Below are 15167 nucleotides of genomic sequence, written 5' to 3'. Positions count from 1 at the left end.
ATGAAGACGCATGACGGGATGATCCTGCAGGCAATTCGTTATTCAGGCCCAGCGTCGCATGACCCAAAAATAAGCCAGCACGGGTCATTAGCGCCTCACAAAGGTGCGATGCGACTGAGACACCTACACAACAAAGAGCAAACTGGAGGTTTTTGAATGAAGATGTTGAAATCCACCCTGGCTGTCGTCACTGCCTTGGCCGCATTTGGTGTGATCGGGGCTGCAAATGCCGGTACCACCCTTGACGCTATCAAGAAGAAAGGTTTTATCCAGTGCGGCGTCAGCGATGGCCTGCCAGGGTTTTCCGTTCCAGACTCCACCGGCAAGATCACCGGTATCGATGCTGACGTCTGCCGCGCAGTAGCCGCCGCAGTATTCGGCGACGCTACCAAGGTCAAGTTCAGCCAGTTGAACGCCAAGGAGCGCTTCACTGCACTGCAATCGGGCGAGATCGACATCCTTTCGCGTAACACCACCTGGACCAGCTCCCGTGATGCGGGCATGGGCCTGGTGTTCACCGGCGTGACTTACTACGACGGTATCGGCTTCCTGGTAAACAACAAACTCGGCGTCAACAGCGCCAAGGAACTGGACGGTGCAACCATCTGCATCCAGGCCGGTACCACTACCGAGCTGAACGTCTCCGACTACTTCCGCTCGAACGGCCTGAAATACACACCGATCACCTTCGACACCTCCGACGAAAGCGCCAAGTCGCTGGAAGGCGGCCGTTGCGACGTACTGACTTCCGACCAGTCGCAACTCTACGCACAGCGCAGCAAGCTGGCCAAGCCGGACGATTACATCGTTCTGCCTGAAGTGATCTCCAAGGAGCCTCTGGGCCCTGTCGTGCGTAAAGGCGACGAAGAGTGGTTCTCGATCGTTCGCTGGACCCTGTTCGCCATGCTCAACGCCGAAGAAGCCAAAATCACTTCCAAGAACGTTGAAGCTGAAGCCAAGTCGACCAAGAACCCTGACGTAGCCCGTATGCTGGGTGCTGACGGTACTTACGGCACGGACCTCAAGCTGCCGAAAGACTGGGTCGTGCAGATCGTCAAGCAGGTCGGCAACTACGGCGAAGTGTTCGAGCGCAACCTGGGCGAAGGCACCCCGCTGAAAATCAAGCGTGGCCAGAACGCTCTGTGGAATGCCGGCGGCATTCAATACGCTCCACCTATTCGTTGATTGACCCGGCGCCCGACAGGCTTCCCAGCCTGTCGGGCGTTGTTCTGTTGGATTTTTCCTGGGGCATTTCATGGAAAAGCAAATCGTCGCACCCAAGCAAAAGCTCTCTCTGAGCGATCCGAAAGTGCGCGCGTGGTTATTTCAGATCATCACTGTCGTGGCGGTGATCGCGTTGGGCTGGTTTATCTTCGATAACACCCAGACCAACCTGCAACACCGTGGTATCACCTCGGGTTTCGGTTTTCTTGAGAACAGTGCCGGTTTCGGTATCGCTCAGCACCTGATCGACTACAGCGAAGCGGACAGCTATGCCCGTGTGTTCGTCATCGGTCTGCTGAATACCTTGCTGGTGTCGGTTATCGGTATTGTCCTGGCGACCTTGCTGGGCTTTGTCATTGGTGTCGCTCGCCTGTCTCCGAACTGGATGATCAGCAAGCTGGCCACCGTGTATGTCGAAGTCTTCCGCAACATTCCACCATTGCTGCAGATCCTTTTCTGGTATACCGCCGTATTCCTCACGCTGCCTGGTCCGCGTCAGGCGCATGGCTATCTGGACATGTTCTTCGTCAGCAGCCGCGGGCTCAACATGCCCAGAGCATTGCCTGCCGAAGGCGCCTGGGCATTCCTGGCCAGTCTGGTTGTCGCCGTGATCGCCATCGTCATGATGGTGCGCTGGGCCAACAAGCGCTTCGAAGCCACCGGCCAGCCGTTTCACAAGTTCTGGGTCGGCCTGGCGTTGCTGCTGGTCATCCCTGGCCTGAGCGTGCTGATCTTCGGCAGCCCGGTGCATTGGGAACTGCCACAACTGAAGGGTTTCAACTTCACGGGCGGCTGGGTGCTGATCCCTGAACTGATCTCCCTGACCCTGGCACTGACTATCTACACGGCGGCGTTCATCGCCGAAATCGTGCGCTCCGGCATCAAGTCGGTCAGCCACGGCCAGACCGAAGCTGCCCGCTCGCTGGGCCTGCGCCCCGGGCCGACGCTGCGCAAGGTGATCATCCCGCAGGCGCTGCGCGTGATCATTCCGCCGCTGACCAGTCAGTTCCTGAACCTGGCGAAGAACTCTTCGCTGGCAGCCGCCATCGGCTACCCGGAAATGGTTTCCCTGTTTGCCGGTACGGTGCTCAACCAGACCGGGCAGGCGATTGAAGTCATTGCCATCACCATGAGCGTGTACCTGGCGATCAGTATCAGCATTTCCCTGCTGATGAACTGGTACAACAAGCGCATTGCGCTGATCGAGCGGTGAGGAAAAGCGCATGACAACTCATACTTTCAAACCTGATATGCCACCACCGGGCAAAGTGTTCGGTCCGATGGCGTGGATGCGGCAGAACCTGTTCTCCAGCTGGATCAACACCCTGCTGACCCTGTTCTCGCTGTATCTGATCTATCTGGTCGTGCCGCCGATCATCAGTTGGTCCCTGCTGGACGCCAACTGGATCGGCACGACCAAGGCAGACTGCACCAAGGCGGGCGCCTGCTGGGTGTTCATCGAGCAGCGTTTCGGTCAGTTCATGTACGGCTACTTCCCCAATGAACTGCGCTGGAGGGTCGACCTGACCGCCATCCTGGCAATCGTCGGTGCTGCGCCGCTGTTCATTTCGAAGTTTCCGCGCAAGGCTGTCTACGGTATTGCCTTCCTGGTGATCTACCCGGTTGTCGCGTTCTACCTGCTGCATGGCGGTGCGTTCGGTCTGACCAACGTACCGACCAGCCAGTGGGGCGGTCTGATGCTGACTCTGGTGATCGCCACCGTGGGTATCGTCGGTGCCTTGCCGCTGGGTATCCTGCTGGCGCTCGGTCGTCGTTCCAACATGCCGGCCGTGCGTGTGGTGTGCGTGACCTTCATCGAGTTCTGGCGCGGCGTGCCGCTGATCACCGTGCTGTTCATGTCGTCGGTGATGCTGCCGCTGTTCATGCCAGAGGGCATGAACTTCGACAAGCTGCTGCGCGCGCTGATCGGCGTCATCCTGTTCCAGTCCGCTTACATTGCTGAAGTGGTGCGTGGCGGCATGCAGGCCATTCCCAAGGGCCAGTACGAAGCAGCCTCGGCGATGGGCCTGGGTTACTGGCGCAGCATGGGTCTGGTGATCCTGCCGCAGGCGTTGAAGATGGTCATTCCCGGCATCGTCAACACCTTCATTGCCTTGTTCAAGGACACCAGTCTGGTGATCATTATCGGCCTGTTCGACCTGCTCAACAGCGTCAAGCAGGCTACCGCCGACCCGGCATGGCTGGGTATGGCCACTGAAGGCTACGTCTTCGCGGCCCTGGTGTTCTGGATCTTCTGTTTCGGTATGTCCCGCTATTCCATGCATTTGGAACGTAAGCTGGACACAGGCCACAAGCGTTAGGAGTTTTGTGATGAGTGAAGTTATCAATAAGCCTCTGGGCGCTGAAGGCATGATCCGCATGGAGGGCGTACACAAGTGGTACGGCCAGTTCCATGTACTCAAGGACATCAACCTGAATGTGCGCCAGGGTGAACGTATCGTGCTGTGCGGCCCGTCGGGCTCGGGCAAGTCGACCACCATTCGCTGTCTCAACCGTCTGGAAGAGCACCAGCAGGGTCGCATCATTGTCGATGGCACCGAACTGACCTCGGACCTCAAGCAGATCGAGACCATCCGCCGCGAAGTGGGCATGGTGTTTCAGCACTTCAACCTGTTCCCGCACCTGACCATCCTGCAGAACTGCACGCTGGCACCGATGTGGGTGCGCAAGATGCCGAAGAAGAAAGCCGAAGAAATCGCCATGCACTATCTGGAGCGTGTGCGGATTCCGGAGCAGGCCCACAAGTTTCCGGGTCAGCTTTCCGGCGGTCAGCAGCAGCGTGTGGCAATTGCCCGTGCCTTGTGCATGAAGCCGAAAATCATGCTGTTCGATGAACCGACGTCGGCCCTTGACCCGGAAATGGTCAAGGAAGTGCTCGACACCATGGTGGGTCTGGCTGAAGAAGGCATGACCATGCTGTGCGTGACCCACGAAATGGGCTTTGCCCGTACCGTGGCAAACCGGGTGATCTTCATGGACAAGGGCGAAATCGTCGAACAGGCTGCGCCGAACGACTTCTTCGATAACCCGCAGAGCGACCGTACCAAGCTGTTCCTCAGCCAGATCATCCACTGAGTGGATATCTGCTGAGCAAGGAAACCGGGCCATGTGCCCGGTTTTTTTATGCCAGTCGTCGCTGTGTGGGGTGTATGCAATTGCGCTGAACCTTGTATTCGCGATGATTCTCCAACAGGATACCGCCCCCTGAAAAGGGTCGACATACCTGATGACCGAGAAACTGATGACTGCCAAGGCTCAACCCAGCCCCCAACCGACTACCGATCAACCCCATTCTGCTTTGAAGCGCCCCTGGCTGTTGCTGCTGGGTCTGGTGCTGGTCGCCCTCAACCTGCGCCCGGCGTTGTCCAGCATTGCGCCGCTGCTTGACACGGTGTCCGACAGCCTGGGCATGTCCGCTGCCGAAGCCGGACTGCTGACCACCTTGCCGGTTTTGTGTCTGGGCCTGTTCGCGCCCTTGGCACCAATGCTCGCCCGCCGGTTTGGCAGTGAGCGGGTGGTTATGGTGGTGCTTCTGACACTGGCCGCAGGCCTGGCAGTGCGCAGCCTGTTTGGTCAGGCCGGGCTGTTTGCCGGCAGCCTGCTGGCGGGTGCCAGCATCGGAATCATCGGCGTGTTGCTGCCGGGTATCGTCAAACGTGATTTCCCGCACAAGGCCGGAGCCATGACCGGTGTCTACACCATGGCCTTGTGCCTGGGCGCGGCCATTGCAGCCGGTTCGACGGTGCCGCTGAGTCAGTACGTCGGTGGCAGTTGGCAGATTGGCCTGGGTTTCTGGCTGGTTCCGGCACTGATTGCCGCCGCGTTATGGTTTCCGCAGGCGCGTGAAGTGCATGGCACGCATCGCGATGTCTACCGGGTGCGCGGTCTGTTGCGTGACCCGCTGGCCTGGCAGGTCACGCTGTACATGGGCCTGCAATCGTCGCTGTCGTACATCGTCTTCGGCTGGTTGCCGTCGATCCTCATCGGTCGCGGCCTGACGCCGACCCAGGCCGGCCTGTTGTTGTCCGGCTCGATCATTGCGCAGGTCATCAGCGCGCTGGCGGTGCCTTATCTGGCCACACGCGGCAAGGATCAGCGTCTGGCGATCATGCTGGTCATGTCGCTGACCCTGATCGGTCTGTTCGGCTGCCTGTATGCGCCGCTTGGCGGGCTGTGGGGCTGGGCGATCCTGCTGGGGATCGGGCAGGGTGGCACGTTCAGTCTGGCGCTGGCCTTGATCGTCCTGCGCTCGCGTGACTCACATGTCGCCGCCAACCTGTCGAGCATGGCGCAGGGCGTCGGCTACACCATCGCCTCGACCGGCCCGTTTGCCGTGGGTGTGGTGCATGACATGACCGGCAGCTGGAGCGCGATTGGCTGGATCTTCGCGGTTCTCGGGCTGGGCGCCATCATCGCGGGCATGGGCGCCGGTCGGGCGCTGCAGGTGCAGGTCAGTAGCGAGAAGGTTTGAGGCCATCAACCCCTCGCCATTTTCCGCAGCGCCGCTTATCGTGCACGGATAATTCGCCAAGGAATGTGCACGCATGAACTATGAAGAACAAAGTCAGGCCAACAGCGCACTGATCACCCGCTTTTATGAGGCATTCGCGCAGCTGGATGCCGAGGCGATGAGTGCCTGCTACACCGATGACGTGCTGTTCAGCGACCCTGCCTTTGGTGAATTGCGCGGCGCTCAGGTCGGCGACATGTGGCGCATGCTGACTTCCCGGGCAAAGGATTTCTCGGTGGTCTTCGATCAGGTGCGAGCCGATGACCAGACTGGCAGTGCGCATTGGGTGGCGACGTATCTGTTCAGTCAGACCGGGCGCACGGTGGTGAACGATATTCAGGCGCGCTTCGTGTTCCGTGATGGCAAGATCTGCGAGCATCGTGATCATTTCGATATGTGGCGCTGGTCGCGTCAGGCCCTGGGTTTGAAGGGCCTGCTGCTTGGCTGGACGCCTTTGGTGCGCAACGCCGTCAGGGCTCAGGCGCTCAAGGGCCTGAAGACCTTTTCAGAGAGCCGCCGTGCCTGAGGTAGCCAGCACTTCGAGTGCGTCGACTGCCGAACAGGTGGTCGGCAAACCCTGGTTTGTCTATCTGGTGCGCGCTGCCAACGGCGCGCTGTACTGTGGCATCAGTGATGATCCGCAGCGGCGGTTCGCTGCGCACCAGAGTGGCAAGGGCGCGCGCTTTTTCTCTTCGAGTCCGGCGATGGCACTGGTCTACGTTGAACAATTGCCCAGCAAGGGCGAGGCGTTGCGCCACGAGCGGCTGATCAAGAAGCTCAAAAAAAGCGCCAAAGAGGCGTTGGCTGCCAGCTACGTAACGTCATCGATCCATGCGCGTGATGCCGTCCCATCAGTTTGAGGCTGTGTGCGGGCAGGGTGCTGCGGGTTAAGCTGTGTTTTTCCCACGCGCACAGAGGCTGAACATGTCCGAGTTGATCCTTCACCACTACCCCACGTCGCTGTTCGCCGAAAAAGCCCGTCTGATGTTGGGTTTCAAAGGCCTTGCATGGCGTTCGGTGACTATCCCTTCGATCATGCCCAAGCCTGACCTGACTGCATTGACGGGCGGCTACCGCAGGACTCCGGTATTGCAGGCCGGTGCGGACATTTACTGTGACACGGCGCTGATGGCTCGGCGTCTGGAGCAGGAAAAAGCTTCGCCAGCGTTTTACCCGAAGGGGCAGGAATTTACGGTTGCCGGCCTGGCCGCCTGGGCCGATTCGGTGTTGTTCATGCATGCTGTGAGTCTGGTGTTTCAGCCAGAATCAATGGCAGTGCGCTTTGCCAAGGTGCCGCCAGACGCCGCCAAGGCGTTCGTGGCTGACCGTTCGACGCTGTTCAACGGCGGCACGGCGTCGCGCCCACCTGTAGAGCAGGTCAAACACCAATGGCCTACGCTGATGTCGCGTCTGGAACTGCAACTCTCGCACGGCGGTGACTTTCTGTTCGGTGTAGCGTCGATTGCCGATTTCTCGGTCGCCCATACGTTGTGGTTTCTCAAGCAGACGCCGGTCACCGCACCCTTTGTCGATGATTATCCGAGTGTCAGGGCCTGGCTCGATCGCGTTCTGGGTTTCGGTCATGGCACGTTCAGCGACCTGAGCTCGGCAGATGCCATCGAAATCGCCAGAAACGCCACGCCTGCGCCGTTACCTGAGGAAAATTTCGTCGATCCAAATGGCTTCAAGGCAGGTGACAAGGTTGCGGTTTCTGCGGTCGACTACGGCGTCGAAGCGGTTGAGGGCGAGTTGGTATTTACCGGCCGCGAAGAGCTGATCCTGCGCCGCGAGGACGAGCGTGCAGGCGTCGTGCACGTACATTTCCCGAGAATGGGCTATCGAATCGAGAAGCGCTGAGGTGCAACGATGCTCTGCGTCGCAAGGAGGACGCGGAGCATTGGCACAATAGCCTGGTGGGCTACTTCAATGCCGCCAGTATCTGATCCGGGTCAAACCCCCGGATCAGCGTGCCGTTGACGTCGATCAGCGGGATGCCTCTGCCGCCCAGCGCTTCATAGGCCTTGCGGCCTTCTTCCGACTTCTCGATGTCGAACTCCTGATACGCAATCCCCTTGCTGTCCAGAAAACGCCGGGTCTGCTTGCAGTAGCCGCACCAGTCAGTCGCGTACATCACCACTTTTGCCTGGCTGTAGCTCTGCGCGACGTCTGCCGGGGGCGGGTTGACGAAGTTTTCGATCCTGCCCCAGTTCTGGTAAATCACCACCACCAGCATGATCAGGGCAAACTTCTTCAGGGTGCGCAGCAGCATGTCGGTTACCGTCGCTTCAACTGGTCGGTCAGTTGCGTCGGCAGCCCTTTGATGATCAGGGTGCCGGCGGTTTCGTCGTATTCGATCTTGTCGCCCAGCAGGTGCGCTTCAAAACTGATCGACAGGCCTTCGGCGCGGCCGGTGAAGCGGCGGAACTGGTTGAGGGTGCGCTTATCCGCCGGTATTTCCGGGGACAGGCCGTAATCCTTGTTGCGAATGTGATCGTAGAAGGCGCGCGGACGCTCTTCGTCGATCAGCTCGGACAGCTCCTCCAGGCCCATCGGTTCGCCCATCTTGCTCTGACTGCTGGCGTAGTCGACCAGAGTCTTGGTCTTCTCGCGGGCCGATTCTTCCGGCAGGTCTTCGCTTTCCACGAAATCACTGAACGCCTTGAGCAGGGTACGGGTTTCGCCGGGGCCATCCACGCCTTCCTGGCAACCGATGAAGTCGCGGAAGTACTCGGAAACCTTCTTGCCGTTCTTGCCCTTGATGAACGAGATGTATTGCTTGGACTGCTTGTTGTTCTGCCACTCGGAAATATTGATCCGGGCGGCGAGGTGCAACTGGCCAAGGTCCAGGTGTCGGGACGGGGTCACGTCCAGCTCGGCATTCACTGCCACGCCTTCGCTGTGGTGCAGCAGGGCGATGGCCAGGTAGTCGGTCATGCCTTGCTGATAATGGGCGAACAGCACGTGGCCGCCCACTGACAGATTGGATTCTTCCATGAGCTTTTGCAGGTGCTCGACTGCCACCCTCGAGAACGCCGTGAAGTCGCTGCCACCGTCGATATATTCTTTCAGCCAGCCGCTGAAAGGGTGCGCACCGGACTCGGGATGGAACAGGCCCCATGCCTTGCCCTGTTTGGCGTTGTAGCTTTCGTTGAGGTCGGCCAGCATGTTCTCGATGGCCTGGGACTCAGCGAGTTCGGAGTCGCGTGCATGGAGAACAGCGGGCGTACCGTCGGGTTTCTTCTCGATCAGGTGGACGATGCAGTGACGGATCGGCATGGGCTTCTCGGCTGAAAAAGGTGAAGAGCGTGCAGCTCGTTGCAAGACGTCCAGTGTAACGCACGCATGCGCCCGATGGCCCCGGACAGGCTGGTTTTCGCCAGCAGCGAGTGTTTGCTGGGTGTTTTTTGTGCAATTAACATTAAAACCTGACCAAAAGGATAGGTAGAGGCGGATATTTGCCCGGCTCTGTGCTAGTTTTGCCCGGTCTTGCGCACTTAGCGCGTCAAGCATGCAGTTAGCGCACACGTAGGTCGAACCATTACCCGGTTTCAGTATCTACACTTTCGCGATTAATCGTGGCTGCTAGCGGGTGGCCAGGTTCGTTGCCTGGCCACGGGCCGACGTTGCGCTCTGCAATCCAAATGAATTTGATAGGGAAGGAACACCACCATGGCTCTTACTAAAGACCAATTGATCGCCGATATCGCTGAAGCTATCGACGCGCCAAAAACCACCGCGCGTAATGCTCTTGAGCAATTGGGCCAAATTGTTGCCGACCAATTGGAAAACGGCGTGGAAATCACTTTGCCAGGTATCGGCAAACTGAAAGTTGCAGAGCGTCCAGCTCGCACTGGCCGCAACCCTTCGACTGGCGCTGCCATCGAAATCGCTGCCAAGAAAGTTATCAAGTTCGTTCCAGCCAAAGTGCTGACCGACTCGATCAACAAGTAAGCAACCGCTTGCTGTGAAAAAGCCGTGCACCGGTTAACCGGGCACGGCTTTTTTGTGGGCGTCTGATCACAGATCTGTGCCGCACGGCACACTCATGAGAGGACGCAGAGCGTCCAGAACGGCGTGCCGACGCAGAGCGTCGCACGATAGTCGAGGTTAAGGCATGTCGGCGGAGCGTCGTACGGTAGTTGAGATTATCGTTCCTCACGCTCCAGCGTGGGAATGCCTTGCGTGACGCTCCGCGTCACAGATCTGTGCCGCACGGCATACTCAAGAGAGGACGCAGAGCGTCCAGAACGGCATGCGACGCGGAGCGTCGCACGATAATCGAGATTAAGGCCTGCCGACGTGGCGTCGCACGATAGTCGATGCGGCACGATAGCCCTATCCGTGGGGTGTGCGTTGTGCCTTGTCAAGGAAGGTCCAGGCCACAAAGCGGCTTTGTTTCTGGCCCTGGCCCATCTCGACTACCTTCACTTCAAGCGCGCCGGCTTTTTTCAGGGCGCTCTGGATCGGCGGCAGGTTGGAGGCCTTGGACACCAGTGTGCTGAACCAAGCCACCTGGCTGGGCAGCAAGGCGCTTTCCTGGATCAGTTGGGTCACGAAGCCGATCTCGCCGCCGTCGCACCACAACTCTTGTGACTGGCCGCCGAAATTGAGCACCGGCAGCTTGCGCTTGGGATCAGCCTTGCCCAGCGCGCGCCACTTGCGCTGGCTGCCACGCTGCGCTTCCTCCAGCGAGGCATGGAAGGGCGGATTGCAGAGGCTGACGTGGAAGCGTTCGCTGCTGTCGAGCAGCCCGAGCAGGATCTGCTTGCGATTGCCCTGCTGGCGCACGCTGATGGCCTTGCTGAGGCCGTTGGCCTTCACAATGGTGGTGGCTGCAGCGATGGCGGTGCTGTCGATGTCCGAACCCACGAACTGCCAGCCATAGTCGCTATGCCCCAGCAATGGGTAGATGCAATTGGCGCCGGTGCCGATGTCCAGCGCCTTGATGGATGCGCCGCGGGGTATCACGCCTTCGTTATCTTCGGCCAGCAGGTCGGCAAGGAAGTGCAGGTAGTCCGCACGCCCCGGAATCGGCGGGCACAGGTAATCGGCCGGAATGTCCCAATGGGCGATGCCATAGAACGCTTTGAGCAGCGCGCGGTTGAACACCCGTACCGCCTGCGGATTGGCGAAGTCGATGCTTTCCTTGCCGTAAGGATTGAGGATCACGAACGCTGCCAGCTCGGGGCTGGATTTGATCAGCTTCGCAAAGTCGTACTGGCCCTGATGCCGATTGCGCGGGTGCAAGGTGGCCTTTTCACGCGGTGCAGCAGGTTTGGCTGGCCGCTGAGGCTTCTTGCGCGGTGGTTTGCGGGTATCGGTCATGGATTCGATTGTCAGCCGTGAGGTTGAGTTGCCTGGCTTATTCGCGAGCAAGCGCAGCGTCGCCTCTGGCGTAGTACGCGTTGCTCGCGAATAAGTCAGTACAGGAGTTCAGATAACAAAAAGCCAGCCCATGATCGGGCTGGCTTTTCTGGCCACCTTACAGGCTGGCGATGCGTGCGTGTTGCTCGGCCAGCTTGCCCAGCGCCTGTTCGGCTTCGCTCAGCTTGGCGCGTTCCTTGGCGATGACTTCAGGCGGTGCCTTGTCGACGAAGGCGGCGTTGGACAGCTTGCCGCCGACGCGTTGCACTTCGCCTTGCAGGCGCTGGATTTCCTTGTCCAGGCGCGCCAGCTCGGCCCCTTTGTCGATCAACCCGGCCATCGGCACCAGCACTTCCATGTCACCGACCAGCGCGGTGGCGGACAGCGGTGCTTCTGCGCCATCGGTCAGTACGGTCATGGATTCGAGCTTGGCGAGCTTCTTGAGCAGGTAATCGTTTTCGCTCAAACGACGCTGATCTTCGGCGCTGACGTTCTTGAGGAACAGTTGCAGCGGCTTGCCCGGACCGATGTTCATCTCGCCACGGATATTACGCACGGCGAGCATCAGGCCCTTGAGCCATTCGATATCGTCTTCGGCCGCCTGATCGATGCGTGCTTCATTGGCCACCGGCCAGGGTTGCAGCATGATGGTCTTGCCTTGCGCACCGGCCAGCGGCGCGAGGCGCTGCCAGATTTCTTCGGTGATGAACGGCATGAACGGGTGCGCAAGACGCAACGCGACTTCCAGAACGCGAACCAGCGTGCGGCGTGTGCCGCGCTGACGCTCGACCGGCGCTGTCTCGTCCCAGAGTACGGGTTTGGACAGCTCCAGATACCAGTCGCAATACTGGTTCCAGATGAACTCGTACAACGCCTGGGCGGCGAGGTCGAAGCGGAACTGCTCCAGCTGGCGGGTCACTTCGGCTTCGGTGCGCTGCAACTGCGAGATGATCCAGCGATCAGCCAGCGACAGTTCGACCGCTTCGCCGTTCTGACCGCAGTCTTCGCCCTTGTCCAGCACGTAGCGCGCTGCGTTCCAGATCTTGTTGCAGAAGTTGCGGTAGCCTTCGACGCGGCCCATGTCGAACTTGATGTCGCGACCGGTGGACGCCAGCGAGCAGAAGGTAAAGCGCAGGGCATCGGTGCCGTAGCTGGCGATGCCGTCGGCGAATTCCTGGCGGGTCTGCTTCTCGATCTTTTTCGCCAGTTGCGGCTGCATCAGGCCACTGGTGCGTTTCTCTACCAGCGTTTCGAGGTCGATACCGTCGACGATGTCCAGCGGGTCAAGCACGTTGCCCTTGGACTTGGACATCTTCTGGCCCTGGCCATCGCGCACCAGACCATGCACATAGACAGTCTTGAACGGGACTTGCGGCGTGCCGTCCTCGTTCTTCACCAGGTGCATGGTGAGCATGATCATCCGCGCGACCCAGAAGAAAATGATGTCGAAGCCGGTGACCAGCACGTCGGTGGAGTGGAAGGTTTCCAGTGCCTTGGTCTTTTCCGGCCAGCCGAGCGTGGAGAAGGTCCACAGGCCCGAGCTGAACCAGGTGTCCAGCACGTCGTTGTCCTGCTGCAGCGCGACTTCCGGCCCCAGGTTGTTCTTGGCACGGACTTCGGCTTCGTCGCGGCCGACGTAAACCTTGCCGGACTCGTCGTACCACGCCGGAATGCGGTGGCCCCACCAGAGCTGACGGCTGATGCACCAGTCCTGGATGTCGCGCATCCACGAGAAGTACATGTTTTCGTATTGCTTGGGCACGAACGCGATGCGGCCGTCTTCGACAGCGGCAATCGCAGGCTCGGCCAGCGGCTTGGTGGAGACGTACCACTGATCGGTCAGCCACGGTTCGATGATGGTGCCGGAACGGTCGCCTTTCGGCACCTTCAGGGCGTGATCATCAACGCTGACCAGCAACCCGGCGGCGTCGAACGCGGCAACGATCTGCTTGCGCGCTTCGAAGCGGTCCAGCCCGGCGTAGGCGGCGGGCAGGCTGCCGTCGACGCTTTCGTTCAGCGTGCCGTCGAGGTTGAACACCTGAGCGGCGGGCAATACGTTGGCATTCTTGTCGAAAATGTTCAGCAGCGGCAGGTTGTGGCGTTTGCCGACTTCATAGTCGTTGAAATCGTGGGCCGGGGTGATTTTCACGCAGCCGGTGCCGAACTCGGGATCGCAGTAATCATCCGCGATGATCGGGATGCGACGGCCTACCAGAGGCAATTCGACGAACTTGCCGATCAGCGCCTTGTAGCGCTCGTCCTGCGGGTTCACCGCAACGGCGGCATCACCGAGCATGGTTTCCGGGCGGGTGGTGGCTACGATCAGGTAATCCAGACCTTCAGCGGTCTTTGCGCCGTCAGCCAGTGGATAACGCAGGTTCCACAGATGACCTTTCTCGTCATGGTTCTCCACTTCGAGGTCGGAAATGGCGGTATGCAGCTTGGTGTCCCAGTTGACCAGGCGCTTGCCACGATAGATCAGGCCGTCTTCATGCAGACGCACGAAGGCTTCCTTGACCGCTTCGGACAGGCCGTCGTCCATGGTGAAGCGCTCGCGGCTCCAGTCGACGGACGAGCCCAGGCGGCGGATCTGACGGCTGATGTTGCCGCCGGACTCGGCTTTCCATTCCCAGATCTTGTCCAGAAACTTCTCGCGGCCCAGTTCATGACGGCTTACGCCTTGTGCTTCAAGACGACGCTCAACCAGCATCTGCGTGGCGATGCCGGCGTGGTCGGTGCCCGGTTGCCACAGCGTATTGCGGCCCTGCATGCGACGGAAACGGATCAGTGCATCCATGATCGCGTTATTGAAACCGTGGCCCATGTGCAGGCTGCCGGTGACGTTCGGCGGCGGGATCATGATGGTGTACGAGTCACCCACGCCTTGCGGAGCGAAGTAGTTCTCGGACTCCCAGGTCTGGTACCAGGAAGTTTCGATGGCGTGCGGCTGGTAAGTCTTGTCCATGCGCGGCGGGAACCTGTGGCATTGATTCGGAAACCGGTAAGTATAGACCTGACGGCCAGCGACAAGCCATAAGTGCCGGGCCACAACTGGCAGATCTGTCAGTAGGCGGCGAGTGTTCCGAGGGTCGGCTGGCGGCTCTGATACGCTCGAAGCTAGATACGCGCCGACAAAATATCCAGTTACCCGAGGTGCAGGTCCCGAGTCAGAAACTTCACTTCTGCTGCTGCGCCAATAACCGCTCCAGCCTTGCCTCCAGCCGACGCTTGATCTCGTTTTCGATATGCGGGGCGAAGTCGTCGATCACGTCTTGCATGATCAATTGCGCGGCTGCGCGCAATTCGCTGTCCAGATGCAGTAGCGCATCAGGGTTGGGCAGCGCTTGCGGCTGGGCTGCCTGTTGCACCTGCGGGGCGGGCGCTGTATAGGCATCAGGTGTCAGTGTCGGAATGTCGTCTTCGTCGAAGTCCTGTTGATACGCCGCGTCAGGGCGAGCACCGACGACATCGAACAACAGGGGAATCTGGCCTTCGGGACGAGCGGCGTCGTTCGACAGGGGGGAATGTGCGGGGTCATCGCCGAGCAGTTGGCGGATCGACTCGAGGTCGTTCAGCAAATGCGCGGATTCAGCTTTTTTTGAAGTATCCATCGTGTCCTCAAAGGCGCTGCAGTCGGTGATCTTGCGGAGGATAGCCCTGTTCGCGGTAGGAACGGAAACTCTCGCGTGCGGCAAGACGTATGGCCGGGTCTTCGACAACGACTTCGGCCACGCGGGCGAAGCGTTTGAAGAAGGCCGGAATGCTCAGGTCGAGGTTGACCAGCAGGTCGCTGTGTTCGCCCGAGTCGTCGCCCAGGCCCAGTACCACGGCAGCATCGTGATCGCTCTCGGCGTCGCCATGGGGTAGAAATACTTCGCCTCTGAAACGCCAGAGCCGGGCATCGAGGTCCTCACGCTGCGCAGCATCGCTGCAATGCAGATAGACCTTGTGACCCAGGCGCCAGGCCTTTTCCGTGAGCTTGCAGGCAAAGTCCAGGCGGGCCGCAGGATCGGCGCTGGGCAGGATGTAGAAGTCGACTTGAGTCATG

General features: G+C 59.7%; 15 protein-coding genes. 9 read left to right on the top strand and 6 right to left on the bottom strand.

What is annotated here, in order from left to right; all coding sequences use genetic code 11:
• Window positions 1-156: 156 nt before the first annotated feature.
• From LIX91_RS09500 to LIX91_RS09465, 8 genes are all read left to right on the top strand, one after another.
• Complete coding sequence (locus LIX91_RS09500; RefSeq protein WP_003415218.1) at window positions 157-1185, top strand: amino acid ABC transporter substrate-binding protein; 1029 nt, start codon at window positions 157-159, stop codon at window positions 1183-1185.
• Window positions 1186-1255: 70 nt separating this feature from the next.
• Window positions 1256-2437: an amino acid ABC transporter permease gene (locus tag LIX91_RS09495; RefSeq protein ID WP_003415219.1), complete on the top strand. Its 1182-nt coding sequence runs from the start codon at window positions 1256-1258 to the stop codon at window positions 2435-2437.
• Window positions 2438-2447: 10 nt separating this feature from the next.
• Window positions 2448-3545 (top strand): amino acid ABC transporter permease, encoded by a 1098-nt coding sequence (locus LIX91_RS09490; RefSeq protein ID WP_003408903.1) that lies wholly within the window; start codon window positions 2448-2450, stop codon window positions 3543-3545.
• Between the two features lie 10 nt (window positions 3546-3555).
• Window positions 3556-4320 carry an amino acid ABC transporter ATP-binding protein gene (locus LIX91_RS09485; RefSeq protein ID WP_003408905.1) on the top strand — a complete coding sequence of 255 codons (765 nt, stop codon included), beginning with the start codon at window positions 3556-3558 and terminating at the stop codon, window positions 4318-4320.
• Between the two features lie 166 nt (window positions 4321-4486).
• Window positions 4487-5716 carry a CynX/NimT family MFS transporter gene (locus LIX91_RS09480; protein ID WP_180301232.1) on the top strand — a complete coding sequence of 410 codons (1230 nt, stop codon included), beginning with the start codon at window positions 4487-4489 and terminating at the stop codon, window positions 5714-5716.
• A gap of 73 nt (window positions 5717-5789) precedes the next feature.
• Window positions 5790-6281 carry a nuclear transport factor 2 family protein gene (locus LIX91_RS09475; protein WP_226488399.1) on the top strand — a complete coding sequence of 164 codons (492 nt, stop codon included), beginning with the start codon at window positions 5790-5792 and terminating at the stop codon, window positions 6279-6281.
• Window positions 6274-6615, top strand: a complete 342-nt coding sequence (locus LIX91_RS09470) for a GIY-YIG nuclease family protein (RefSeq protein ID WP_226488398.1) — start codon at window positions 6274-6276, stop codon at window positions 6613-6615. The genes LIX91_RS09475 and LIX91_RS09470 overlap by 8 nt, the downstream gene beginning before the upstream one ends.
• A gap of 64 nt (window positions 6616-6679) precedes the next feature.
• Window positions 6680-7612 (top strand): glutathione S-transferase family protein, encoded by a 933-nt coding sequence (locus LIX91_RS09465; RefSeq protein WP_003415226.1) that lies wholly within the window; start codon window positions 6680-6682, stop codon window positions 7610-7612.
• Between the two features lie 61 nt (window positions 7613-7673).
• Here the strand turns inward: LIX91_RS09465 and LIX91_RS09460 are convergent, their stop codons facing one another.
• Both LIX91_RS09460 and yejK read right to left on the bottom strand, forming a co-directional pair.
• On the bottom strand, window positions 7674-8024 hold the full coding sequence (locus tag LIX91_RS09460) for a glutaredoxin family protein (RefSeq protein ID WP_003408919.1): 351 nt from the start codon (window positions 8022-8024) through the stop codon (window positions 7674-7676).
• Between the two features lie 5 nt (window positions 8025-8029).
• Entirely contained in the window at window positions 8030-9031 is a 1002-nt protein-coding gene (gene yejK / locus LIX91_RS09455; protein ID WP_003408920.1) for a nucleoid-associated protein YejK, read from the bottom strand.
• Between the two features lie 393 nt (window positions 9032-9424).
• Here yejK and LIX91_RS09450 point away from each other — a divergent pair, with 393 nt between their 5' ends.
• Window positions 9425-9706 (top strand): HU family DNA-binding protein, encoded by a 282-nt coding sequence (locus LIX91_RS09450; RefSeq protein ID WP_002552279.1) that lies wholly within the window; start codon window positions 9425-9427, stop codon window positions 9704-9706.
• A gap of 384 nt (window positions 9707-10090) precedes the next feature.
• Here LIX91_RS09450 and rlmF read toward each other — a convergent pair whose 3' ends face one another.
• From rlmF to LIX91_RS09430, 4 genes are all read right to left on the bottom strand, one after another.
• Window positions 10091-11080 carry a 23S rRNA (adenine(1618)-N(6))-methyltransferase RlmF gene (gene rlmF, locus LIX91_RS09445; RefSeq protein WP_003415228.1) on the bottom strand — a complete coding sequence of 330 codons (990 nt, stop codon included), beginning with the start codon at window positions 11078-11080 and terminating at the stop codon, window positions 10091-10093.
• A 157-nt stretch (window positions 11081-11237) separates the two neighbouring features.
• Window positions 11238-14084, bottom strand: coding sequence for a valine--tRNA ligase (locus LIX91_RS09440; RefSeq protein ID WP_226488397.1), 2847 nt, complete (start codon window positions 14082-14084; stop codon window positions 11238-11240).
• 211 nt (window positions 14085-14295) lie between these two features.
• On the bottom strand, window positions 14296-14730 hold the full coding sequence (locus tag LIX91_RS09435) for a hypothetical protein (RefSeq protein ID WP_003415231.1): 435 nt from the start codon (window positions 14728-14730) through the stop codon (window positions 14296-14298).
• Window positions 14731-14737: 7 nt separating this feature from the next.
• The gene (locus tag LIX91_RS09430; protein WP_002552284.1) at window positions 14738-15166 is read right to left on the bottom strand and encodes a DNA polymerase III subunit chi; all 429 of its coding nucleotides are present in this window, start codon (window positions 15164-15166) and stop codon (window positions 14738-14740) included.
• Between the last annotated feature and the right edge of the window lies 1 nt (window position 15167).

The sequence above is a fragment of the Pseudomonas sp. B20 genome, from assembly GCF_020515755.1.
Classification (GTDB): Bacteria; Pseudomonadota; Gammaproteobacteria; order Pseudomonadales; family Pseudomonadaceae; genus Aquipseudomonas; species Aquipseudomonas syringae.
Note: the sequence above shows the minus strand (reverse complement) of the source record. Positions and strands in the feature narration are given on the sequence as shown.